We start from the raw sequence: 24,030 nt of genomic DNA on the forward strand, positions 1-24,030 counted from the left end.
AACGCATGCGCAGCATTTTTGTACGCACCCTGACGGCCGTCGCGGCCATCGGGCTGACCGCCGGCATGGCCCACGCCCAAGGCGGCGCGCCCGCCTGGCCGACCAAGAACATCCGCTACATCGTGCCGTTCTCGCCGGGCGGCGTGTCCGACGGCGTGGCACGGTTGATGGCCGAGCAATTGAGCGCTCGTCTTGGGCAATCGGTCATCGTCGAGAACAAGCCGGGCGTGTCTGGCATCGTAGGCACGCAGCAGGTGGCGCGCGCCGAGCCCGATGGCTACACCATCGTGGGCGGCACCATCACCACGCATGCCGTCAACCCGTTCTTCATCAAGTCGCTGGGCTATGACCCCGTCAAGGACTTTACGCCGGTCGGCTTGGTGGGCATGGTCAGCAACGCGCTGGTGGTGCGCGCCGACAGCCGCTTCGATACGGTGCAGCAGGTGATCGACGCCGCGCGCGCCGACCCGGACGGCCTGACCTACGGCACAGCCGGCGCGGGCACGTCGCAGCATCTGTCGGGTCAGCTCTTTCAATCGATTTCGGACACGCGGTTGCGCCAGATCGTTTACAAGGGTGGATCGCAGTCGATGGTGGATTTGATCGGCGGACAGATCGACATGGTGTTCGAGACCGTGGCGGCCGCGCGTCCGATGATCGATGCCAAGCGGGTCAAGGTGCTGGGCGTCACGTCGGCAGCGCCGCTGGCGGATCTGCCGGGGGTCAAGCCGCTGGCCGAACTGGGCTTGCCGGGCTTTGCGATGCAGTCTTGGCAGGGCATCTTCGCGCCGGCAGGCACGCCCGCGCCGGTGGTGGAGCGGCTGGGACGCGAGATCGCGGCCATCGTCAATACCCCCGACGTGCGCGCCAAGCTGCTGACGTTGGGCGTGGCGCCCGACGGCCGCGGTTCGGCGGAATTCTCGAAGTTCCAACGCAGCGAAATCGAAAAATGGGGCAAGGTGATCAAGGACGCCGGCATCCAGGCCGACTGACCCCGCCCCGACAAAGGAGACTTGCATGACCGATCCCCGCTTCCCGCTGGACGGCCGCCTGCCGGACATGCTGCGCAGTGGCAAGCCGCTGCGTGGCCTGTTCAACGGCTTGCCTAGCCCGGCCATCGTCGAGATGTGCGCGTATGCCGGCTTCGATTTCATCATTCTGGACAACGAGCACGGCAGCGCCGATTTCGGCATGACCGAGCACATGCTGCGTGCCGCACGGGCCGCGGGCATCGTGCCGATCGTGCGCTGCTTCGAGCAGGACTTGCCGCGCATCCTGGACATGGGCGCAAGCGCCGTGCAGGTGCCCATGGTGGAAAGCGCCGAGCAGGCACGGCGCCTGGCCGGCATGATCCACTATCCGCCGGTGGGCCGCCGCGGCAGCGCCTTCAGCACGCGCGCGGCGGGTTACGGGGCATTCGGCGGCGCCGGTCACACGCAGCGCAGCAATGACGGCATCGGCTTCATCGCGATGATCGAAACGCCCGAGGCCATTGCGGCGGCGGGCGAGATTGCGGCGGTGGACGGCGTGGATGCAGTGTTCATCGGGCCCAACGATCTGGCGCACGCGATGGGCCACGGCAGCGACTGGAATGCCGACCCCGTGCAACGCGCCATCGAGTCCGGGCTGCGCGCGATCGCCGGGGCGGGTAAGTGCTCGGGCATCATCGCGCTGACGCCGCAGGACGAGGAGAAGTACGGCGCCATGGGCGCGCGCTATTTTGCCAACGTGTCGACCAGCATCATCACCCGCGCGCTGGCGCAGGCTGCCTCGGCCGGACGCGAGGCGAAGCCGCCCGCCTATTGACGCTATCCGCCCACCGCCCGGCAGAACGCCTGCGCATCGCCGTCGATGATGACGCCGGACGGCAGATAACCCTCGCGCTGTTTCGTGGCGCGCAACTGCTGCGCCAGCGCCGCATCGCCGCCCACCGCGTACACGAAGACGCGCACGGATTGCGCGGCGGCGTCGCGCAGCAGTTGCGGGTTGGCGGACAGCGTCAAGGCGTCCACGTGCACGCCCACGGGCGCGCCTACGGTGGCGGACAGATTGGCCAGCCACTGGCGCGTCAGCTTGGGGGCGGTGGCGCGCTGCGATACGTACTTGCCCAGCGGGTTCGCTCCTAACGACTCCGCATGGCGCGGGTCGAACACGATCAGGCCCAGGTATCCCTGCCGGTCGGTGCCGCGCACGCAGCGCAGCGCCTCGGGGAAGGCGGACGTGATCATCCAGTTGCCGTGCGGCAGGGCAGCCTTCATGCCGGCGACCAGCTTGGATACCGGCGCGCAGTCGCGGTAGACGACCTTCAGTTCCGCATTGAAGGTCTTGGCGGGCCGCGCGGCGGCGACGCGCAGCGCGTCAGTCAGGAAAGGCGGGGGCGCGCCGCCACCCGCTCCCGTCAACTTGGCGTCGCGCCATTGGTCGCTGGACAGTTGCAGCACGGCCTTGCGCCCGACGCCGCTTACCGTCCTGCCGGTCAGCAGGTCGTGGTGCAGCACCCAGGTGCCGTCCTTCAGGCGCTGCATGTCGATTTCAACGCCATCCCACGCGCCGGCATAGGCCGCGCGAATCGAGGCCAGGGAATTTTCGGGCAGCGCGGGCGCGCCGCGATGCGCGTGCACCTGCATGCCCAGGCACGCGGCGCCGGCGCCGGACCACGGCAACGCGGCGGCCAGCAGTGCGGCAATCAGACGGCTAGCCCGCATCGCCGTGGTATCCGAACCTGAAGCCGCCCAGCACCGTCGTGCGCACGGCTTCGTTGAAGGGGTAGGTGTAGGCCTGGCCCACGACAATCACGTGCGCCACGTTGGCCAGCACGCGGCGCCGCAGCGCCTGGCCGATGGATTCGTCGTCGCGGCCGCCTTCCACGCGCGACATCTGCTGGAAGAGTTGGCTTTGCGTCACGCCGTTCTGCATGAACGAGAACGCCGTCCAGACGCAGGCCAGCGTCAGCACCAGCGCCAGACCCGCCGCGCGCGTGGCGGTGCGCCCCGGCTGCTGGCCGGCCGGCGTGCGCAGCCAGACGACAAGTTTGACGATCAGGTAAAGCAGCTTGCCAAAGTGGCCCACCGCGCCCAGCAGCGAAAACAGCAGCGCAACCGGCGGCACGATCGCCGCCCGCGCGGCGTCCTCGCCCAGCTTCTGATGCTGGCCGCCGCGCGTGAAGTCAGCGCTGCTGGCGGAAAAGCGCGGCATGGCTTCGTCCACGGCCCGGTCCAGCATGCCGTCGTACAGCCGCTTGAAGCCGGCGGCGTCGGTGTAGTTGGGCGCGACGTTCATGGTGGCCGGCACCATCAAGGTCTGGCGCAGCAGCTTCTGCACGCCGGGGCGCGCCACGAAATCCTCGTACGACAGGCCGGGCGGGATGGCGTCGCCTTCGACATGCACGGTGCGGCTGCGCATGGTCCGCCAGTATTGCTGCGCGACCGCCTCATTGAAGGTGGCGCGATCGTGCGGTTGCCAGCCGGACGGCACGGGAATGCGCTTGCGCACGTCCTGCACCACGCGGCCCTGGTAGCGGGCCGGCACGCTCTCGGGCGTCCAGCCGCGGCGCGACAGGTTGCGGCGGTAGTCGCCCCACGCGCGATCCTGCTCGCGCGCCAGGCCGATATCCGACGGGACCGGCACGCCGGCATATTTCTTCCAGCGCTCGGCCACGGACTGCATCACGCTGGTGTAGACCTGGTGATAGCCGCGGATGCCCGGAGACGTCATGCGGACTTCGCGGTCATCGAAGGTGAAGGTCTTCATCTGGCGCTGCAGGTCGGTGCGGATGACCTGGCGCTTCTTGGGTTCGACCTTTTCGTCGAGATTGTCGATGTTGGACAGCAGCACCTGGAACACCGCCAGGAACGCCTTGCCCTCGGGCCGCGCGTAGACGCCGTCGTCCACCAGCCCGTCCAGATGCAGGTCGCCCTGCACCAGCGAGCGTTGCAGCAGGCCGGCGTTGGTGGCAATGCGGCGGAATTCGCCGTCGCGCGAGTCGACCAGCACGTTCACCATCATCTTGATGGCGCTGAAGACGAGCAGCGCGGTCACGGCGCAGGCCACGGCAATCTTCAGGTACGACGGCCGGCCGCCGGTGGCAAGCCGCCGGGTCAGCATCAGTTGCAGCACCACCAGCGCGGCGGCAATGCCGGACAGGGTGCGGCCGAAGAACTCCAGTTCCTCGATATCGTGCGGCGTGGCGCGGCTGCCCACGACATCGAGCAGCCGGGCGTTAAAGCCTAGTTCAAAGCTAAGGTAGATGACCGTCAGGACGATCAGGAACAGGATCTGGCGAATCTGGGCTTGGCGCACGGTCAATCCCTAAGGTCCAGACGGGTCGACGTGATTTCCTCTTCGGGCAGGTCCAGTTTGGCCGGCACGCGCGATGCCGCGCCCGAGCGTGGCGCTGCGGGCGCGTCGCCCGTGGATACGCGTTGCGGGGGCGGCGGCACGACGCGGCCCGCGGACGAATCACTGCCGGCCGTCTGCGTCTGAACCGCTGCGGGGGTATTGGGGGCCGCGCGGCGGCCGCCGCCGGCAGGCCTTGCCGCCTTGCCCGATCGAGCCGCCGGCGCGGCGGGCGGCGGATAGACGCCGTGCAGCCGGATCGAATCCATGTACCCGGGCGGATACAGCGACTCGTCGGCAAACGGCTTGGCGCGCGGATTCAAGCCCGCGACGCTCTTCACGTTGCCGCGGCGCATCCGGCCGTCCTGCGTGTAGACAAAGCGCTCGATCGCCGAGCCCTTGGGGAAGTCGAAAGTCAGGGCGCTGCGGTCATCCTGGACCAGCACGACCGGCCGGTCGCGGCAATTGCCCACGTCCCACGACAACACGTCGGAGCCCTGGATGGCCAGCACGGTATAGCGGTAATCGCAATTGCGGCGCTGGGTCTCGATGACGACCACGGTGCGCGGGCCGATGTTCTCGGTGCGGGCGATGCGCGCGGCCTCGACGTTGTTCAAGGGCACCACGCGCTGGTTGCCCGACAGCTTCACCGAGAAGTTCTTGCCTTCGCGGCGCAGGGTGCCCAGTCCGCCATCCTGCAGCGGGAACTGGCCGATCTCGGTGCCGAACAGGGCGGCGGTGTCCACGCCGTACACGAGGTTGCCCCGCGAATTGGTCTTGACGGCGCAGGCGGACAAGCCCGCCAGCAGCAGGAAGCTGGCCGCAAGGCGAAGGATCAACGAACGGGATACGTGCAGGCGCAATGACATCATGGGAGGCGGAAAACCAGGCGCCGCACGGGCGCCTTTTTCGTCAAAGCCCTGCAATGTATCGCAAAGTTACAGCGCAGGACCAGACTTGTTTCAATTGCGCCGGGCGCGTCGAGCCGTGTGGGGGCGCAAACCGGCGCGGGTTTGGCGCCTCAGTTGGCGGACTGCTTCAGTTCCATCGACAGTTTCACCAGATCGTGCACACCGTTGCGAATGGCGGCCACGTAGCGGGCCACGGTGGCGCGCAGCAGGGCGATGTCGGGCAGGGTGTCGGGCGCGGCCACGAAGCTTTCGACCGAGGCCGATACGCGCGCGGGGCGATCGGCGTCCTCTTGCGGCAGCGTCAGCTTGATGGCCTTGCAGCGGTTGTTCACGACGTTGATGACTTCAAGGAACTGGCCGCGCGTCAGGTTCAGTTCGTCTGCCTGCACGAAGGCGGGATAGACGAGGCGCAGGAATTCCGGGTCCGAATCGCTCAGGCTGAAGTACATGATGCCCATGTCGGGATGCTTGAAGACCACGTCGCCTTGCTCGTCAAAGCTGGCGACAAGGCCCAGTTCTTCTTGCACCACGGTCTGGTACAGGGCGGACAGCGGGGTGGGGGTGGACATGATTCAACGCTCCGTTGGTGGTAAGTGAGAAAAAAGACGAGCCCATGACCCTTGCTACGCGCCGTCTTGAAAAAGGTTCGAAAAATTTAGCGTCGAAGGATAAACCGAACCCGGCAAATCAATTGGCCGAAAAAAGGGCGAAAAAAAAATCGAACCTTTTGCGCCGCGGCGCGTAGCGATCAGTACCGGCATCCAGACCGGCATCCGCCTCACGCAAAAAAGGAAACACCATGCAGGACAAAGCACAAGACGTATTGACGCAGGCCAAGACCCACGCGGCCCGCTGGGCGGCCATTGCGGTGCAGCGCGTCAACCGGGGCGACGCGGCGGGCGCGTTGCTGTTTCTTCTGGGCACCACGCTCTTTGCCGTGGTCTCCGTGCGCATGATGGGATCGGGCGCCAGCCTGAGCTTCTATGACCTTTTGCGCTTGCAGAACGGCGGCAGCGTGCAGGGCGCGATCGCAGGGCAGGGGACCGGCGCGGGCTTCTATGCCGTGTTGTGGCTGCTGGCCGTCGTGGGGCCGCTGCTGCCTTCGCTGCTGGACCATCGCGCGGCGCGCCTGGGCTACTTCGCGCCGCTGGCGTTGTGGATCATTGCGTTGGCGGGCGTGGTCTCGCAGGTGCAGGAGTTCATGAATGCGACGCGCCAGTTTGCGGGCTTCATGGGCAATTCGCGCGCCGGCCGCAGCCTGGCGGGCGACATGGCGTCCAACCTGTGGAGCGGCCTGTCGTTCGGATTCGGCTTCTATCTGTCCGTCGCCATCGCGCTGGCCTTCACTGTCCGCGGGGTCGCCGCGTTGCGCCGCCGCGCTTGATTTTCCGCCCCTGCGCAGCTAAGGTGCCGCAGCCCCAAGATCCTGAACCATGAACACGCTCGAATCCAAGCGCTACGTCATCGACAACGTCGACGCGCTGCTGCGCATCATGCACGCCGACCCGCGCTACGCGCTGGCGTTTCGGAACAAGGCCGAGCAGCACATCACGCTGAAACTGCGCAGAAAGTTCTTCAATACGCCTCCCGAAGGCGTGGTGGACGCGTTCAACAACGCGCTCATGAAGTTTCTGCAGACGCGCAGTTTCAAGGACGAGGTCCTGTTGCACGGCCAGCCCGAGGGCGGGTGGACGGCGCATGAGCTGGCGGTCAGCAAGCTGGGCGGCTACCTGTACCGCGGATCGCTGCACGAGCTGATCCAGTTTCATCGCCGCACGCGGAACGAGGTGCAGTGGGCCGGTGCCGAAGATGGCGGCGATGGGGACGGCGCGGCGTTTGACGACGTACGGGATGTGGCGGATGCCTCTCCCTTTGCCGACCCCGCGCACGCGTATGAGCACCTGTCGGTCGTCAAGCGCATGCGCGACTGCCTCAACAAACTCAGCGACACGCTGAAAGCCACCATGTTCCTGTATCTGGACGACATGCCGATGGAACAGATCGCCCGGCAGCAGGACCTGCACGTGCCCACCGTGAAGAGCCGCCTGCACGCCGCGCGCAAGCTGGTGACTGAATGCACCCGCAAGGGGATGGACTGATGATGGCTGAAGACCGCGTGCTGTCCTATCTGTCCGGCGAGCTGGACGCCGATGCCCGTCGGGCCTTCGAGGCCGAGCTCGCGCGCGATCCCACATTGCGGGAGGAGCTGGAAGCGTGGCGCAATCTGGCCGAGGCGCGCCAGCTGGCGCATAACGAGATCGGGCAGGGCGAGCGCGATGCAGCGTTCTTGCGTGCGTTGGCGCAGCGTGTGGAGGCTGCGCATGCGTCTGCTGACGAACCGGCGCGTGCGCCTGCGTCTGCGCGTGCGCCGGTGTCTTCGCCCGCGCCGGGGTCGCGCGTGCGGCGCTTGTGGCAGTGGCTGTGGCCCACGCCCGCCAGCCCGTTGATGCCGCTGGGCTGGGCGCTGGCGATCATGCTGTCCGTCGTGGTGGTGCAGCAGGCGCCGGTGGAAGGACCCGGGGGCGTCATGTCTGACGACGTCCTGACGCGCGGCGGCGCTTCTTGTCCGCGGCTGGTGGTGGATCTTCCCGATGCTCTGACGGCGCGGCAGTTGCGCAATACCTTGTCCCAGTACGCGGTGTCCATCGTCGACGGTCCCGATACGGACGGGCGATACGTCCTGGCCGCCGCGCGTGAGTCGTCGCTGCGCGATGCCGCGACGGCGCTGGGCGCGCTGTCGGCCACGGATGCGCCGGCTGGCGCGTGTCCGAAACCTTGAGGCCCGGCGCAAGCTCGGAATAACGTCCACCGCAAAGCCCAATCAAAAGTCAGACCACGAGTTCCCTATGAAGCCCATCAAAGAACCAGCCGGCGCCAGCATGCCGGACGCGCGGCCGCAACCCCTCATGCGGCGCCGCCTACTGGCCGCGCTGATCGGCGCGGGGCTTTGCGGCGGGCACGCTGGCGCCGTGTTCGCGGCGGGCGCCAATGCCCGAGGGCTGAACAACCGGAACATGATGGACGAGGCGCCGGCCCGCTCTGGCGCGCCAACACCCCAGCCGACCACGCCCGCGCCCGCGCCGGACGACGGTCCCTCCGCCAATGCGTCGGATCCCAAGACCGCATCGGACGCCAAAACCGAACTCCAGGCCGACCCCGAAGCCAAATCCCAACCCACACCCGCCAAGCGCCGCTACGCGCTCGTGATCGGCAACGCGCACTACGCCGTTCCCGCGAACGTGCTGGTCAACCCGGTCAACGACGCCCGCCTCATCGCTGACTCACTGCGTCAGCGTCAGGTCGACGTGACCTTGCTCACGAACCTGACCACGGCGCAGATGGAAGCCGCCGTCGACGACTTTGCCCTTCGCGCCGAAGGCGGAGACCTGGCGCTGATGTACTTCGCCGGACACGCCGTCGCGGTGGACGACGTGAACTATCTGTTTGGCGTGGACCTGCCCCTGCCGCTGGGTGAAGTGCGCATCCGCTCGGCGCAGCAAAGCTCGCTGAGCCTCAAGCGCGTGTCGCAGGCGCTACGTCGCGCAAACGTGCGCGCCCGCCTGATGGTGCTGGACGCCTGCCGCACCAACCTGACCCGGGGCACGCCCGGCGCGGGCCTCGTGCATGCCGTGCCGGCGGGCGGCGAACTCATCGCCTTCTCCACGCAGCCGGGGGCCACCGCCGAAGATGGCTTCGGCAACGACGGCCCCCGCCACAGCCCCTACGCCTACTACTTCGCGCAAGGGCTGCGCGCGCTGCCCGGAACCGCGCCGGTGGAGACCTTCTTCAAGCAATTGACCGCCGACGTGCAGGTGGCCACCGCCTACCGGCAGATTCCGCACTACGCCAGCAGCCTGGTCGGCACCGTCACGTTCACCACGCTGGCGGATGGCCAGACGCCCGCGACGCCGGGGGCATCCGGCGGCCAGACGGCCCAGGGCCGAGGCCCGTCGCCCACGCTGGGCCGCGATCTGATCAAGGCCCGCATGAGCGCCTGGGAATACGAGATCGAGCGGGGCGCGCAGTACGTGGACGAGCCCCGGCTGGCGTCCTTGCAGGCGCGCGCCAAAGCAGGCGACGTGGTCGCCATGACCACCTTGGGCCTCATTGCCGAAAACGGCGAGCACGTGCAACAGAACTACGCCGTGGCCGCCCGCTGGTATCAGCGCGCCGCAGATCAGGGCTTCGCGCCCGCGCAAACCTATCTGGGCGAGCTGACCGGCATGGGCCGGGGCGTGCCCAAGAACTACGCCGTGGCCGAACGCCTGTTCCGCGACGCGGCCGAGGCCGGACACCGGCGCGCGGCGATGGACCTGCTGGACGTGCGCGCACGCATGGGCGAGCCGATCGACCCGCGCGAATGGGCCAAGGTGCTGCAAGACGCCGCGCTCAATCCTGTCGGTTTCCCCATGCCCGGCATGGCGCCCATTCAGGGCCTGCCGGACAACCCGTGGATGCGCGCGCTGGGCGTGCGCCCGCCCGGCCAGCCTTGAGTCCCGCGGCGGCGCGCACAAGGCGTGTCGTGCGCGTCAGGCAGGCCGGTGGTACACGGCCTCGACGTTGTAGCCGTCGGGATCCAGGATGAAGGCGCCGTAGTAGTTCGGATGATATTTCGGGCGTAACCCCGGCGCGCCGTTGTCGCGGCCGCCGGCCGCCAACGCCGCGCGGTGAAAGGCGTCGACTTCGTCACGGCTGCGCGCGCGGAACGCCACATGCACGCGCGGCGTGCTGGGCGTGCCCTGGTGAATCCAGAACTCGCCGCCCGGATCGCCCGCGTCATCGGGCTCGCCGATGCCAAAGCCCATGCCCGTCGCCAGCGCCTTGCGCGGCACATAACCTACCGCCGCAAGCGCGCTCAGGTAGAACGCCCGGCTGCGCTCGAAGTCGCTGACGTGAATCTCGATGTGGTCCAACATACGCTGCTCCTTGGAAAGGCGGCCGCGTGGGCCGGAGAGGTCAGCATAGGTGAGGGGGGCGGGCGAGATCGCTTCGATTTGCAACGTGGGGATACGTGCCCTGGCGTTGGAAATCTTCGCTACTCCGATGCGTTCCTGAAACTGAAGCGAAAGCGCGCGGGTGGTGGGGAAACACCAACGTCGTGAGTCGCTAACGCGCTGGAGACGCCCGGAATTTTTTCCGCAAGCACCGAAAAATGTCGCCTTTGACTCCAGGCTTGCCTGTCGCCCACGACATACAGGCGGCTTTTGGCTCGGCTGACCGCGACATTGAGCAGGTTGGGCTTTTGCGCAGCCCAATCCTTGGCGCCGTGGCGCTGCGGATTGCCACCCAAGACCAGGATGACCACGTCAGCTTCCTTGCCTTGAGTTGTGTGGATGGTGCCGGTCTTTTTGGAATCGAGGCCGAATTTGGTAGCTAGTTCAGACAGCTTTCTTGCGCAGTCCTTGAAGGGGGAAATCAAAAAGATGTCGCCCGCAGGAACGCCTTCCTGCTCCGTCAATTGGCGCACCAGCTCGGTTGCCGCGCTCCCTTCGTTCGGAATCCAGTTGCCTTCACTTGTGTCAGAACGCACGTCGATCCAGTGGCATGCCGGATAGGGCTTTTGCTTAACGGCCTTTCCCTGCACCATCAGGCCGTCGTAGGCGATCTGGTTGCTGATCGAGAACATGGGATCGTCGCAGCGGCGGTGTACGCGCAGCGGGGAGCCAACCCAGATTTTCTCCATGGCTTCGTCGGGCAGCCAAGTGCCCATGGACATGGTCTGATCGGCCAGGCGCTGGGCAGAGCTGTCGCTGGGCCACCAGGTCTTATTTACGCCGAAGTGCTTGGCGAGCGCGCCTTCCAGCCCAACGGGCAGCGCGAGCACGGGTTCAAGCTGGTTGGGATCTCCCACGACCACGATGCGTCGCGCGCGCCAGATCGCGCCCGCCGCCTGCTGGGGAAGCGCTTGGCCGGCTTCATCGATCAGCAGCCAGCCAATGGCTTCGCTGGATACCTGCTTGAACATGCGAGGCATGGACGCGAACGTGGTTGAAAGCACGGGGACGACAAGGCAGAGACTGTCCAGCGCCTGTTGCGCCATTGCTTCGGGCATGTGCTTGCCCGCCAGCCAATCCGAAGCCAGCCCCAAATTGGCAAGCATCTGGGTGGGGTGCCGTTCGATGAAGGCCCGGTGTACCGCCAATGCGGCGAGGAACAATTCCTGGCGCGCTTGCCGCCAGTCAGTCGTCGACCATGGCGAGGAAAGTTCGCGGACGGCGTCGTCCGCGTGATACATGGGCCAGGCAGTGCCGAGCGCTTGCTGCGCCTGTTCCAGCCGGCGCTGCGCCTGGTCGGCGTCTGAAACCGCTTGGGCGTGCGCACTGCGTGCCTGAGCTACCTCGCTTTCCGCTTTGCTGATGCGGGCATCGGCCGCCTTGTGTTTGGCCGTCAGACTGCGCAGGTCGCCATTGGCACGGGTGTGGGTGGTCTCCGCCTTGGCATGGATGTCCGCGAGGATCAGGCGCTGGTTCCACCACTGCCGATGCGCTCGGCCCAAAGTGGAAAGCCAAATCAGAAATCCCGGCTTGGCGGCATCGTGCCGTTCGAGGTTTCGGCTGGCGGCGTCAAGGTGGCCGGAAAGCTCACCGAGCTCCTGTTTCTTGCCGGTTTGAGCTTGTTCGATGTTCTCAAGCTCGCGCCGGATTGGCTCCAGCGCTTCCGTACCACGGCTTGCGGTATCGCTCAGTTGCGCTGCAAGCGCCTTCAGGTCGTCGGCATTCGCGCGCAAGGAGCTGGCGTCAATCAACGCCTGCCGAAGCCGGTTCTCTTTGGTCTGCGCGGAGCGAAAGCCGGCTACCGCGGATTCCCAGCTCAGCACCGGCATGCGGCGTTGGTCTCGGATGCGTTCGAGGTGATAGCGCAGTCCTTCGTCATCATAGGAAAAGGGGAGCTCGTCGGCATTCGAGCGCGGGGCGTCCTTGGTAGGGTCTGGCTTTTTCCACCAGAACCGGGTCATGAACTGTGAGCGGTTGTTTTTCGACCCCATTCGGGCCGCGAGCAGTCCCCAGGCGCTTTTACCCAGTACGCTCGTGGCCAGCCTGGCGTAGTAGTCCGGATAGGCTTGGGTGGGTGTGGATAAGGTGTCGGCAACGCTTTGGGGGACTGCGTTGATGCCGGGCAGTTCGAGAGAGATGTTCTCGACGGCGCCATTGTTTGCCGACGCCACCACGATGGCGTGGCCGCACAACGATGGGTGCAGGGTGTAGTGGCTAAGCGAGGTGTTGCCAAGCTTGGTGGTCTGCTTGACGCCAAACGCGGTCTCGCCAGCTGCAACTAGGCTCGCCGCGCGGGCGGTGACGACGGCGGCAACGACGTCGCGCAGCAATGTCGTCTTTCCAGTTCCCGGTGGTCCATTGACCGCGAAAATTCCGGAAGCGTTCCCGAGTTTTCGCCATAACTCGTTGACGGCCAACTGTTGGCTGAAGGCGAGCGGAAACTCGGAGGGCCAGCTACCTTGCGGCATGCAAGCGGGGCGTAGCGCGTCAAACGCGGCCTGTACGCCCGTCTCGCTGCGGACATCCACCCTTGCGCTCTGATCGCGCGCGGCGTTACCGATGTATTCGCGCAGGCCCGGGCCATAGCGTCCCTGTTCCCAAGCGTCAGACAGGGTCTTGAGGTCGCCCACGAAGAAACTGTTGAGCAATCCGTCGGGCTGGGCGGCGGCATTATCGGGCGTGTTTGGGTTTTCGTCTTTTTTGGGGCGCTTGATCTGGCTGCACCTCGCGACATAAGTGGGCTGGATCAAGTCCTGCGGGAGCAGGCAGTAGTTCGCCACCCACAGTGTCAACGCATCGAACCACGATTGGCCGGGTGGCGTTTCCTCCTGACGCAGTCGGCTCGCCTCGTTCATGAGCCATTGCGTGAGACGCCCGCTAAGCACGTCGAACGCGTGGAATCCCGTTTGCGGAACCGGCGTGCCTTCTTCGGGGGGAGGCAGGGTGCTGGGATCGGTCAGCCCTCCGCTTTCCAACACGGCGATGCCGTCGCGGTAGTGCAGAATTTGACCGGCGGACCAACACGCAAGCGACAACGTGAAGCTCTGTGCGAGCGGGTAGCCGTCTTCGTCGAAGCTCAGATCGAAGAGCCGGCCTTCTCCGGCGGGGCGGCTTTCGCCGAAGACGTCTTCATGCGCGCCGATCCTTTCCTCGATCTGTTGGCATAGCTTGCTGATGTCGTACAGCCCGCACTCCAGCGTGTAGCGCCACATCTTGTCGCGGTCGATGCGCTTGGTCAGATGGCGCGGATAAGCCCATGGGAGTTGAGCGACGACTTGAGGAATCTTGTAGGACGGCCTCGCTGGGTGGCAAGCGTCGGTTCGCTCAATTTTTTGTGGAATGCACGCTTCGATGGCGCGCCAGAATCGAAAAATGGTATCGGTCTGCACGGATCTTCAGTAAGGCTTGGCTGCTGGCCGGAATGACGGCGGCCAATGAACAAAGAGCGAGCGCCCCTGCCAGAGCGTTCGAAAGGATGGTTGTTGCCAATAGTAACTGCAGTACCCTCATCTCGCCGGACTCCAGGGGGAATGCGCGATTGCTAGGAGACCCAAACGCAAATCGGGCCTGCCATCCCAATGGATGACAGGCCCGATCTGCCTGTGAAAGCGCAGGCGGCTCGTGCCGATGCTGCGCGCGGTGTCACCGTCTATCGATCAGAAGCTTTCCCAATCATCATTCGACTGCGCGGGCTTGTGGTCGCCCGGAACGCGCAGCGGACCCCTGGCTTGCGGGGCGGGCTTGGCTTCGGCGCGGCGCCCGTCCGCCGGCTTGCCTGCAGCCGCACGGGAAGACGCCGGCTTGGCCAGCGCGCGTTGCGGCTTTGCGGGCTGGGCGGCGACAGACTGCACTTCCCGCACCTGAGCCACTTGCGGCTGTGCCATCAAACGCGGCGCTTCATCTTCCGCAAGGCGGAAGACGCTGACCAGCTTCACCAGCGTCGCCGCCTGCGAATTCAAACTATGCGCGGCGGCGGCCGATTCTTCCACCAGCGCGGCGTTTTGCTGGGTGGTCTGGTCGAGCTGGTTGATGGCATCGCCCACTTGCGAGATGCCTTGTCCCTGCTCGTGCGCGGCGGCGCCGATTTCGGCGATCAGGTCGGCAACGCGGCGCACCTGCGTCACGATGTCGTTCATGGTGCTTCCAGCTTCGCCCACCAGATTCGAACCGGCTTCGACGTTGCCGACGCTATCGCTGATCAGTTGCTTGATCTCCTTGGCGGCGCTGGCGCTGCGTTGAGCCAGTGCGCGCACTTCGCTGGCCACGACGGCAAAGCCGCGGCCCTGTTCGCCCGCGCGGGCCGCTTCGACGGCGGCGTTCAGGGCGAGGATGTTGGTCTGGAAGGCGATGGAGTCGATGACGGCAATGATGTCGACGATCTTGCGCGAGCTGGCCGAGATGGCGTCCATGGTGCTGACCACGTTGCCGACCACTTCGCCGCCGCGCGCGGCGGCTTCGCTGGCCGAGCCGGCCAGGCTGCCGGCCATCTGCACGGACTCCAGATTCTGCTTCACCGCGGAATTCATCTCTTCCATCGAGGCCGCGGTCTCTTCGACGTTGGCGGCCTGTTCTTCGGTGCGCTGGCTGAGGTCGGCGTTGCCGGACGAGATCTGCGTGGCGCCCGTGGCGATGGATTCACTGGACTGGCGCACCTGGCTCACGAGTTGCGCCAGGTTGGCGCGCATGGCGTCCATGTTGGCCAGCACGCTGGTCTGGTCGCCTTCGCGGCGCTGCACGCGCACTGCCAGGTTGCCCTTTGCGACTTCCTGGGCGATCTGCGCGGCGTAGGCGGGTTCGCCGCCCAGACGACGCATTACGGAACGCACCAGGCCAAGACCCAGGACGCTGCCGATCAGCGCGCACAGCACGATCAGCGCGGTCAGCGTCCAGAACGTGCGTTCGACTGCCGCGGCGGCGTCTTCGGTATCGAGGCGGGCCAATTCTTCCTGGCGCTTGGCCGCCTCCATCAAGATGTTGCGCGCCGCAACGTGCAGCTCGGCCGAATCCTTGTGCAGGACGGTCATCGCGGTCGGGTCGTTGCGGTCGGCCAGGCCTTTGACGTCGTTGACCGCCGCCTTGTAGCGCGTCCAGGTGTCGGCCAGCTTGCCGCCGAGCGCGCGCAGGGCTGGATCCTGCTCTTGCTGCAGACGGTCACGTGCCTGCAACACGGACTTTTCGGATTCTTCGTTCAGGCGCAGTTCGTTCTGGCGGCCTTGCGGATCGGTGTTCCAGATATAGACATACATGCGCCGGAAGTGCGTGGCGCCTTGGCGGGCGGCGTCGACGACGACGCGCAGCGGCATGACGGTTTCCGTGTACATGGCGCGCTGCTTCTGGCTGATGCTCCAGAGCTGCTGCATGGCGATGGCGCCAACGGCCACCAGCATCACGATGAAGAACAGCACCAGTGCGGTCAGGCTGCTCCGGAGAGAGAGATTTCTGAGTTTGGACATGATGGGCACGCGACGGGGGCGCGGAATGCGCCCTCCACCCGGGCACTACAGCACATCATGTTGCGGTGCAATACGGGGAATTGCGGGCGAAAAAGCCGGATTGGCCTCGGCGCTCGGCCGCCAGTTCCGATATGCGGGATTTTTTGTAGTCGGCGGGTCGAAACGGCCGCGTCCGCACGAGGCGCTATGAGGCCCACTGCACGTGTTCTATGCGGTTGCGTCCGTTGGCCTTGGCCAGATACAGCTGTTGGTCCACGGCCTTGATGAAGTCCGCGCGCGTGGCATTGCCTGCCGGAACCACGGTGCCCGCGCCGACGCTGACCGTGATGCGCCTTCCGTGCGGCGACAGCGCATGCACGATGGCTTTTTTCTGAAGCTGGCGCTGGCAGCGTTCGGCCACCTTCCGCGCCACCTCGGCATCGGCTTCGGGCAGCAGCACGACGAATTCCTCACCGCCGTAGCGCGCGACAAAATCGCGCGGACCATCCAGCGCCAGGCTCAGCGTTTCGGCGATTTCGATCAGGCACTTGTCGCCCTGGGTGTGGCCATACAGGTCGTTGTACTGCTTGAAGAAGTCGACGTCGAAAAGCAATACCGACAAGGGCTGGCCCTCGCTGCGGGCGCGTTCCCATTCCAGATCGAAACTGCTGTCGAAGCGCCGCCGGTTGGCGATGTTGGTCAGGCCGTCCTTGAAGGACAGCACCTCCAGTTCCTTCTGCAGGCTTAGCAGCTTTTCTTCGGTTTTCTTGCGTTCGGTGATGTCGAACATGAAACCGATCAGGGCCTCGGGCTCGCCGCTTTCCGTGCGCACCACATGCACCACGTCGCGGATCCACACATAGCCGTTGTCCTTGGTCAACGCGCGGTAGTCGGCCTCGTGGTCGACGCCGGCCTGGGATTGCGAGACGCAGAAATTCACCACGTACTCGCGATCCTCGGGATGCATGCGCATCGCCCAGTCCTCGACGGTGACCCAGCTATCGGTGCTCCAGCCCAGCAGCGCCTCGATCTGGGGGCCGATGTAGGCGAATTTCATCGTGGCCCAGTCGATCTTCCAGGGGATCGCCTTGGTCGATTCCAGCAAAGTCCTGTACACCGCGCTGTCGTTGAGAAGCGTACTGTCGTCAGCCATGCTTGATCCTTCCGGGATTCCGAGGAACGAGCACTGTAGCCCGAAGCGGGCGGCGACGGGAACCTGCTCGATGACAGTTTGCGGTCAGGTTGACTAGAACGGCACCGCCAGCTTCAACGACCCAGAGTGGCTGGAGCCGCGCGACGCGAACTCGCCGTCGTACTGAAGGCGGAAGTCCACCTTGCCGGCGCTGGCCACCTGCAAGCCCGCCCCGACGCGGCCGATGACGTTGTCGGTGGGCATGCGGGTGGTGAATTTGCCGGCGCTGGACGACGCGCCTTGCAGGCGGGCGGTGGTCTCCCAGCCGTCTTCCGACAGGAACGAGACGCCCGCGTAGGCAAACGGCCGCATCATCGCGCCCTGCGGCAGGTCGACGCGACCGCCGATTTCCAGGGTGGGCGCCAGGCCAAGGACGAATTGGTCGCTGCTGTCCACCTTCAGGCGCAATGCATCGCCCGATTCGCTGTAGCCGGCCATGCGCGAGTAGCTGGCGGTCAGGTCGGCGTACGGCTTGAGGTAGAAGTTGCCCTGGTCGAACGTACGGGCCGCGCGCAGGCGGGCGCCGAAGCTGTAGACATTGGGGGAGCTTGTCGCTTCGTTGTCGAAGTTGGCGATGGCCAGGTTGCGGGTCAGGTCGTACGAACCATAACCGCCGCCCAGCGCGCCCGAGAACGTCCACGGGCCGGCCTGCCGCTTGAGCACGACGCCCGCGTAGCCCGAATCGCCCGAGCCGCTGACCCGGCGGTCGTCGCCCCGGACACGGGTGTTCTGGTAGGCCATCGAGCCGCCCAGATACCAGTTGGGAGCTACTTCGCGCTGTCCGCCGAACTGGTAGGTCTGGCTGTCGTAAGAGAAGCCGGACGAGCCGTTTGCAGCGTCCTGGTTGGTGCGGCGGGCGGTGACTTCGCCCCACAGGCAGTTCTGCTCGCGGGTCAGCGAGCCGCTGCCGGCGAAGGTCGGGCACGACATCATGGCGTTGGAGAAGCGCGCCATGCCGAACTGCATCTGCGCGGCGGGCGCCAGCGCCACGCCTGGAGACAGATCCGACACCCGGTCCTGATAGGCGCGCGCGCCGTTGCGGGAGGCGGTATCCAGCACCGCGTACAGGCCGGACAGCGCGGCCGCGCCGCCTTGGTCCCACGTGCGCTGCAGGTGCGTGGCGATGCGGGATTGATTGCGCTTGAGCTGCATCGAGCCGGCATTGAAATCGGCGCCTGCGACATGGATGCGGGTGGTATTGCCGAACTGCCGGGTTTCGTAGTCGAAGACAGGCGAATCGACGCCGGTCAGGGTGCCCGTGCGTGGGCCGTTGACGGTCAGGACCGACAGTTCGCGATTGGGCATGAGGGCGCGCGGCGCGATCATCATGCCGCCAGCCAGCGTCGCGGGACCGTTGACGGTCAGCGTGTCCACGTCCATCACGTTGAAATCGGCGCCCGCCTGCAGCACGCCCGTGGCGGTCTGCGTCAGCGTACCGATCAGCGTGGTGCCGGCAAAGCGCGTGCGGGCGGTGCCCAGCGACGCGCCTTGCGTGCCGCCCAGCGCGATCAGGCCGGTGTTGGTCAGTGAATCGCCCACGAACTGAGCGCCGGCGATGTAGCTGCCGTTGTTGTTCATGGCGCCGCCGTTCAGGTTGACGGATCCGGCGACCGTGCCGTTGTTGGTCACGCCCAGCGTGGCGCCGGTGGCCTGGATGGCGGTGCCGCCATTGCCGGACACGGAGCCAGTCGCGTCGACCACCATTGTGCCGGCCTGATTGCCGTCGATCCATACGCCGGCGCCGTTGGTGGCGGTGCCGCCGCTGACCTGGCCGGCGACCGTGACGGTCGCGCCGGTGTCGGCGTTGGCGCTCTGCGCGAAGATGCCGAAGCCGTTGGCGCCCGTTGCCGAGACGACGCCGCCTTGGCCGACCGTGACGTGGACCGTGCCGCTGTCCAGGTTGTTGCCGTAGGGGGCGACGCTGCCGCCCGCGTAGACCGATTGGCCGTCCGCGGTCAGCACCAGGCCGCCCGCGCCGTTCACGCTTTGCGCCAGGATGCCGATGGCGCCCGGGCCGCTGACGGCGACCGTGCCGTTGGCGTTGACGTTGACCGCGCCGCCGGCGCCGAAGCCCGCCGTGATCATGGTCGATTGGCTGGGGTCCACGACCAGCGCCGCGCCGGTGCCGGGCAGTCCGATGATGCCGCCGCCTGCGCCCACCGACTGCGCGATGACGCCGTGCGCGCCGGTGCCGCTGGTCTGGATGCGGCTTTGCGACGCGAGAGTGATGTTCACCGCGCCGCCCGACACCGCGCCGTAGCCTTGGGCGCCGGTGATCGACGTCGAGATTCCCTGCGGACGCTGCTGATTCTGCGAGTTGATGATCATGCCGCCCGCGCCGCCGACGCTCTGGCCGACCAGGCCGTAAGCGTTGTTGCCGGAGGTCGTGATCAGCAGCCCGCTCACGTCGTTGACCGTGACCGTGCCGCCCTGGCCCTGGCTCTGGTTGACGCCGCTGCTGACTTCCATCTGGAAGGCGGGGATGGTGTCGTCCGCCACGCTGATTCTTGCGCTGGTGCCTGCGCCGGCAAAGCCGCCGCCGCCGCCGACCGACTGCAGCACGGCGCCAAAGCCGGCCTCGCCCGTCGTGGTGATCTGCGTGGCCGCGCCGCTGGTGTTCAGGGATACCGCGCCGCCCGAACCGCCGCCGCCGCCCGTGCCGCCGCCGGCAATGCCAAGCGCCAGCGTGCCGACAAAGCCGTCGGACCCGCTTGCGCCGTGGCCGCCGCCGCCGCCCACGCTTTGCGTGTAGATGCCGGCTGCGGCGAAGCCTTGGGTCGAGATGGATCCGCCGTCCAGCGAGGTGGTGACGGCGCCGCCATCGGCGCCGATGCCGCCGCTGCCGCCCATCGTGATGTTGGTGTTCAGGTCCAGGACCTTCGGGTCGATCCACCCCGTGCCGGTCGCGAACGCCGATCCGCCCTTGCCGCCACCGCCTCCCACGCTTTGCGCGAACATGCCGGTGGAAAAGTCGCCTGCGGTCTGGATCAGCGCGCCCGGCTGCATGGCAAGACCCACTGCGCCGCCGGTATTGCCCGGCCCGCCTTCGCCGCCAAAAGACAGGCTCGCCTGGAAATGCAGCGTGCCGGTGGGGGGGGTGCCCTGCGTCCAGTTGTAGATGGTCTTGGCGACGTCGCTGGCGGACGCGCGTGCGTCCAGGGTGCCGAGGATGGGATTGTCGAAGGACGCGTCGGACCCGGCCGCTCCCGCCTGGCCGCCGCCGCCGCCGATGGACTGCGCCTGCACGCCCGGCGCATCGGCGCCCGCGGTGACGATGGCCCCGCCAACGGTCACGTCGACCGCTGCGCCCTGGCCGCCCGCGCCGCCGTTGCTGCCGGTCTTGAACGACACGCTGCCGCCTTTGTTGCCGGTGGCGCCGGACACGGTGAACGAGCCGCCCTGCGACGCGCCGCCGCCGCCGCCGATGCTTTGCGCCAGCACGCCGATGGCGCCCGAGCCCCAGGTCTGCACCAGGCCGGCCGGCATGATCTGCACGGCCACGGTGTTGCCGTTACCGCCGCCCGAGCCCGTGCCGCCCAGCGCGAACGATGGCGAGAAGTTGGTGCCGGTGCCGAAGTTCTGCGTGTTGGCGCTGCCGAATCCGGCATTGCCGCCGCCGCCGCCGATGGACTGCGCGGTGATGCCGTTGGCGAAATCGCCGTAGGTCGTGATGCTGCTGCGCGGGCTGGACGCGGCATCGGCCGTGAAGGTGGCCGCATTGTTGGCGACGTTGACCAAACCGCCGACCGCCGTCCAGACGGGCCCGCCATTGCCGGCCGCGCCGCCGCTTCCGCCTAATGAGACGGACGTATCGATGGACAGCGACGTCGTGTTTTCGAGCTCGCCGTAGCCCAGCGAGGCGGCCAGCGACGACGAGTCGCCGCCCGCGCCGCCGCCGCCGCCGATGCTCTGGATCAGCACGCCGTGCGATCCCTGGCCGGCAGTGGTGATCTGTGAGCCTTGCGACGCGGCGAACGTGGCGTATTGGCCGTCTCCGGCGATGCCGCCCTTGCCGCCCAGCGACACGGCGGTCGCGATCGAGATCTGCGAGCCATTGGGGGTAACCGGGATGGCGATGGTCACGGCGTTGGCCGTGGCGTTGCCGCCCAGCCCGCCGCCGCCGCCAATGCTCTGGATGACCGCGCCGAAGGCGTCCACCGGCAGAAGATTGGTGGCAGCGCAGGGCGCGGGCGAGCATCCCACGCCCGTCAACTGCGGCACTTGCGCCGTCTTGATGCTGCTGCCGACCAGTTGCGCGTTGACTTGCCCGCCGTTGCCGCCCGTCCCGCCCTGGCCGCCGATGGCGACGGTGCCGGTGAACGCCGGACCGACGGAGGTGCCGAAGGCGCGGCCGCCGACGCCGCCGCCGCCGCCGACGGATTGTGCGATCAGGCCCGCCGCCTTGGTGCCTTGCGTGACGATGCTGGAATTGGCCAGGTTGATGCCGACCCCATTGCCGTTGCCGCCGCTGCCGCCCGACTGTCCGATGGCGACCGAGGCGGCGATGCCGGTGCTGCTGGCGTTGCCGGCATTGCCGCCGCCGCCGCCGATGGACTGCCCGACATAGCCGTGGGCGTTGTCGCCCGCGGTCTGGATAAGGAAATTCTGGAGACTGCCGGCCACCGTGCCGCCGTTGCCGCCCTGGCCGCCTTTACCGCCCAGGCTGAACCAGCCCTGCGAGGCCCCGCCTGCGCCACCGCCGCCGCCGATGGATTGCGCCAATACGCCCAAGGCCGAAGCGCCGCTGGTGGTGATCGATCCCGACGCGAGGCCGTTGACGGTGACCGCGCTGCCGTTGGATTGATCGCTACTCGAGGTCGTGTCGCCACCCAGCGACACCCCCACGCCGGCCGCACTGCCGGCCAGGCCGCCGCTGCCGCCGATGGACTGCGCCAGGACGCCCATCGCCAGGTCGCCCTGCGTGACGATCGCGCCGGCGTTGGAGACGGATATCGCGCCCGCGATGCCGCCCGACCCGCCCGAGCCGCCTTCGCTGAAGAAGATGCCCGAGCCGTCGCCACCCGCGCCGCCGCCGCCGGCCAGCGATTGTGCGAGCAGCCCGATGGCCTCGGTGCCGCCGGTATGGATCGTGGCCGCGTTGTTGACGGTGATCGAACCGGCATTGCCGCCGGAGCCGCCGTTGCCCGACGAGCCCGTCACCTGGCCGGCGGTTGCCCCGGAAAGGCCCCCGGTGCCGCTGGCCGTCTGCGCGACGATCCCAGCCGCGTTCACCCCCTGCGTGACGATGGAGGAGGCCGCGTCGGTCGTGATGTTGATGTTTCCGGTCGACCCGCCGTTGCCGCCGTTGGATCCCAGCGCCACGGTCAAGGTGGTGCTGCCGCCGTCGCCGCCGTTGTTGCCCAGGCTTTGCGCCAGGATGCCGATGGCCGTGGCGCCTTGCGTGGCAATCCGTGTGCCTTGTAGATTCATTGTCATGGCGCCGGTCGAGCCGCCCGCGCCGCCGCTGCCGCCCTGGCCGCCGGCAATCGTGCCGGACAAGGCGGCGCCGTCCGCGCCGAGCCCGCCTTGCAACACGCTGTAGATGCCATGCGATTGCGCGCCCGTCGTCGTGATGTTGATGGGCGCGGCGCTGGAGCCGGCCAGTTGCAGCGCCAGGCTTCCCACGCTGCCGCCCCACCCGCCATTGCCCGAATTGCTGCTGCCAAAGCCCGCGGCATCCCCGCTGTACGAGCCGCCCGCACCGCCTGCGCCGCCTTGCTGCAGCGTCTGCACGCCCGGCGAGTTGTCGCCATTGGTCGACAACGCCACCGTCGTGCCGGCCGCGGTGACCGACAGGCTGGCGTCGCCGGCAATACCGCCGACGCCGCCATTACGATCGTGATAGCTGCCCTGGTTGAATTGGCCCGCGCCTGCGCCGCCCTGGGCCCATAGCCGCAATGCGGGCAGCTTGCTGCCGGCGGTGGCGACGCTGGTGCCGGTATTGTTGATCTGCACGGACGCCGACGAGGGCGGCGCGCCCGACGTGATCGAGCCCGCGTTGCCCGCGTTGCCGCCGAGCGTGCCGTCTTCATCGGCCATCCCGTTGCCGCCGTCGCCGCCCAGCAGGATGGCCGCGACCCCCGCGCCGGCGACCGGCGGCGTGCCGGTCTGGTTGACCGTGACGGATCCGCCTTGCAGCGTGACGACCGCGCTGGTCGCGTTGCCGCCGGCCCCGCCGTTGCCCAGTCCTTTTACGTAGCTTTCTCCGCCGTTGCCGCCGTGCGATTCCGCCAGGATGCCGTAGAGGCCCGCGTTGCTGCCCGCGCTGCCGTTTGCCCAGGTCCAGTTCACAGCCACCTGGCCGCTATTCACGATCGAGACATTTCCCGCGCCGCCGCCGTAGTTCCCGCCGCCGTTGTACTGCAATGCGCCGTAGCCGCCGTTGCTGGCCGCCTGGATGCCTGCGAACCGGCCCGTGCCCATGAGCATGGCCGTGATGGCGCCCGAGTTGGTGATATGCGCGCCAGCCGATTGCCCGCCGGGGCCGTAGGGGTTGTGATCGTCGTCGGTGCTTGCGCCCGCGCCGCCCTGGCTCAGGGCTGCCAGCGCGGCGCCGCCAGGGGTCGTGACCGCCGACAACTGCGTCATGTTCACCGCCCCGGTGTTGTTCAGCGTGACGACCGAGGTGGTGCCGGCATTGCCGCCGCCGCCGCCGTTCTCGTCGTTGCTGGACGAGGCGGCGTCGCCGCCGCGCATCTGCGCCAGGATGCCGTAGAGGTTGCCGTTGGTGTAGAGGGGGCCGCTGGACGACAGGGTGACACTGCCGCTGTTGTTCACGGTCAGCCCGGCCGCGCTATAGCCGTTCAGGCTGTTCGTGTTGCCGGGATCGCCAAAGGCCAGGACGGACAGGCCCGCGGACGTGTTCGCGTTCACGCCGGCACTGATGGGAGAACTCGTCGTGACGTTCATCACGGGTACCGGTGAATTGAACCCGCTGGGGGGTGTCACGGTCACCGGGCTCCAGTACTGATCGGAGAAGCTGCAAGTCAGGGTGCCGTTGCCCCCCGGCGGACACGTCAACTGTGCCGTGGCTGTGCCAGTCAGCAGCACCCCCGCGATCGCGGCGGCAAGTTGAGTGAGTTGAAAGGGCGAGGCGCTGTGAGTCATACGGCTGTATCCAGTTTGCCCCCCGTGATGCGCATGGGTTGCTTAGGCAAAAAGGTCGA

15 protein-coding genes are annotated in these 24,030 nt (G+C 67.2%); 6 read left to right on the top strand and 9 right to left on the bottom strand.

Going from position 1 to position 24,030, the window contains the following annotated elements; all coding sequences use genetic code 11:
• Positions 1–5: 5 nt before the first annotated feature.
• Positions 6–992 (top strand): tripartite tricarboxylate transporter substrate binding protein, encoded by a 987-nt coding sequence (locus RT697_RS02805; RefSeq protein ID WP_313696890.1) that lies wholly within the window; start codon positions 6–8, stop codon positions 990–992.
• Between the two features lie 25 nt (positions 993–1,017).
• Positions 1,018–1,806, top strand: coding sequence for an aldolase/citrate lyase family protein (locus RT697_RS02810; RefSeq protein WP_313696891.1), 789 nt, complete (start codon positions 1,018–1,020; stop codon positions 1,804–1,806).
• 2 nt (positions 1,807–1,808) lie between these two features.
• Here RT697_RS02810 and RT697_RS02815 read toward each other — a convergent pair whose 3' ends face one another.
• The 4 genes from RT697_RS02815 to RT697_RS02830 form a co-directional block, all read right to left on the bottom strand.
• Complete coding sequence (locus RT697_RS02815) at positions 1,809–2,705, bottom strand: glycerophosphodiester phosphodiesterase (protein ID WP_313696892.1); 897 nt, start codon at positions 2,703–2,705, stop codon at positions 1,809–1,811.
• On the bottom strand, positions 2,695–4,299 hold the full coding sequence (locus tag RT697_RS02820) for a hypothetical protein (protein ID WP_313696893.1): 1,605 nt from the start codon (positions 4,297–4,299) through the stop codon (positions 2,695–2,697). The genes RT697_RS02815 and RT697_RS02820 overlap by 11 nt, the downstream gene beginning before the upstream one ends.
• A gap of 2 nt (positions 4,300–4,301) precedes the next feature.
• The gene (locus tag RT697_RS02825) at positions 4,302–5,207 is read right to left on the bottom strand and encodes a hypothetical protein (protein ID WP_313696894.1); all 906 of its coding nucleotides are present in this window, start codon (positions 5,205–5,207) and stop codon (positions 4,302–4,304) included.
• 149 nt (positions 5,208–5,356) lie between these two features.
• On the bottom strand, positions 5,357–5,815 hold the full coding sequence (locus tag RT697_RS02830) for a hypothetical protein (RefSeq protein ID WP_313696895.1): 459 nt from the start codon (positions 5,813–5,815) through the stop codon (positions 5,357–5,359).
• Between the two features lie 230 nt (positions 5,816–6,045).
• On the opposite strand from RT697_RS02830, the gene RT697_RS02835 reads away from it, so the two are divergent.
• From RT697_RS02835 to RT697_RS02850, 4 genes are all read left to right on the top strand, one after another.
• On the top strand, positions 6,046–6,630 hold the full coding sequence (locus tag RT697_RS02835) for a hypothetical protein (protein ID WP_313696896.1): 585 nt from the start codon (positions 6,046–6,048) through the stop codon (positions 6,628–6,630).
• A 49-nt stretch (positions 6,631–6,679) separates the two neighbouring features.
• Positions 6,680–7,345, top strand: a complete 666-nt coding sequence (locus RT697_RS02840; RefSeq protein ID WP_313696897.1) for an RNA polymerase sigma factor — start codon at positions 6,680–6,682, stop codon at positions 7,343–7,345.
• Positions 7,345–8,025 (top strand): hypothetical protein, encoded by a 681-nt coding sequence (locus RT697_RS02845; RefSeq protein WP_313696898.1) that lies wholly within the window; start codon positions 7,345–7,347, stop codon positions 8,023–8,025. The genes RT697_RS02840 and RT697_RS02845 overlap by 1 nt, the downstream gene beginning before the upstream one ends.
• Positions 8,026–8,092: 67 nt before the next feature.
• Positions 8,093–9,739, top strand: coding sequence for a caspase family protein (locus RT697_RS02850; protein ID WP_313696899.1), 1,647 nt, complete (start codon positions 8,093–8,095; stop codon positions 9,737–9,739).
• Positions 9,740–9,775: 36 nt separating this feature from the next.
• Here RT697_RS02850 and RT697_RS02855 read toward each other — a convergent pair whose 3' ends face one another.
• The 5 genes from RT697_RS02855 to RT697_RS02875 all read right to left on the bottom strand — a co-directional run bounded on the left by RT697_RS02855 (position 9,776) and on the right by RT697_RS02875 (position 23,971).
• Complete coding sequence (locus tag RT697_RS02855) at positions 9,776–10,162, bottom strand: VOC family protein (RefSeq protein WP_313696900.1); 387 nt, start codon at positions 10,160–10,162, stop codon at positions 9,776–9,778.
• A 119-nt stretch (positions 10,163–10,281) separates the two neighbouring features.
• Positions 10,282–13,629 carry an AAA domain-containing protein gene (locus RT697_RS02860; RefSeq protein WP_313696901.1) on the bottom strand — a complete coding sequence of 1,116 codons (3,348 nt, stop codon included), beginning with the start codon at positions 13,627–13,629 and terminating at the stop codon, positions 10,282–10,284.
• Between the two features lie 267 nt (positions 13,630–13,896).
• Positions 13,897–15,693, bottom strand: coding sequence for a methyl-accepting chemotaxis protein (locus tag RT697_RS02865; RefSeq protein ID WP_313696902.1), 1,797 nt, complete (start codon positions 15,691–15,693; stop codon positions 13,897–13,899).
• 184 nt (positions 15,694–15,877) lie between these two features.
• Positions 15,878–16,825 carry a sensor domain-containing diguanylate cyclase gene (locus RT697_RS02870; RefSeq protein ID WP_313696903.1) on the bottom strand — a complete coding sequence of 316 codons (948 nt, stop codon included), beginning with the start codon at positions 16,823–16,825 and terminating at the stop codon, positions 15,878–15,880.
• Positions 16,826–16,918: 93 nt separating this feature from the next.
• Complete coding sequence (locus RT697_RS02875; RefSeq protein ID WP_313696904.1) at positions 16,919–23,971, bottom strand: autotransporter outer membrane beta-barrel domain-containing protein; 7,053 nt, start codon at positions 23,969–23,971, stop codon at positions 16,919–16,921.
• Positions 23,972–24,030 lie beyond the last annotated feature (59 nt).

Origin of the sequence: Achromobacter sp., from assembly GCF_032113835.1 — a bacterium.
In the GTDB taxonomy this organism is placed as follows: Bacteria; Pseudomonadota; Gammaproteobacteria; order Burkholderiales; family Burkholderiaceae_B; genus Achromobacter.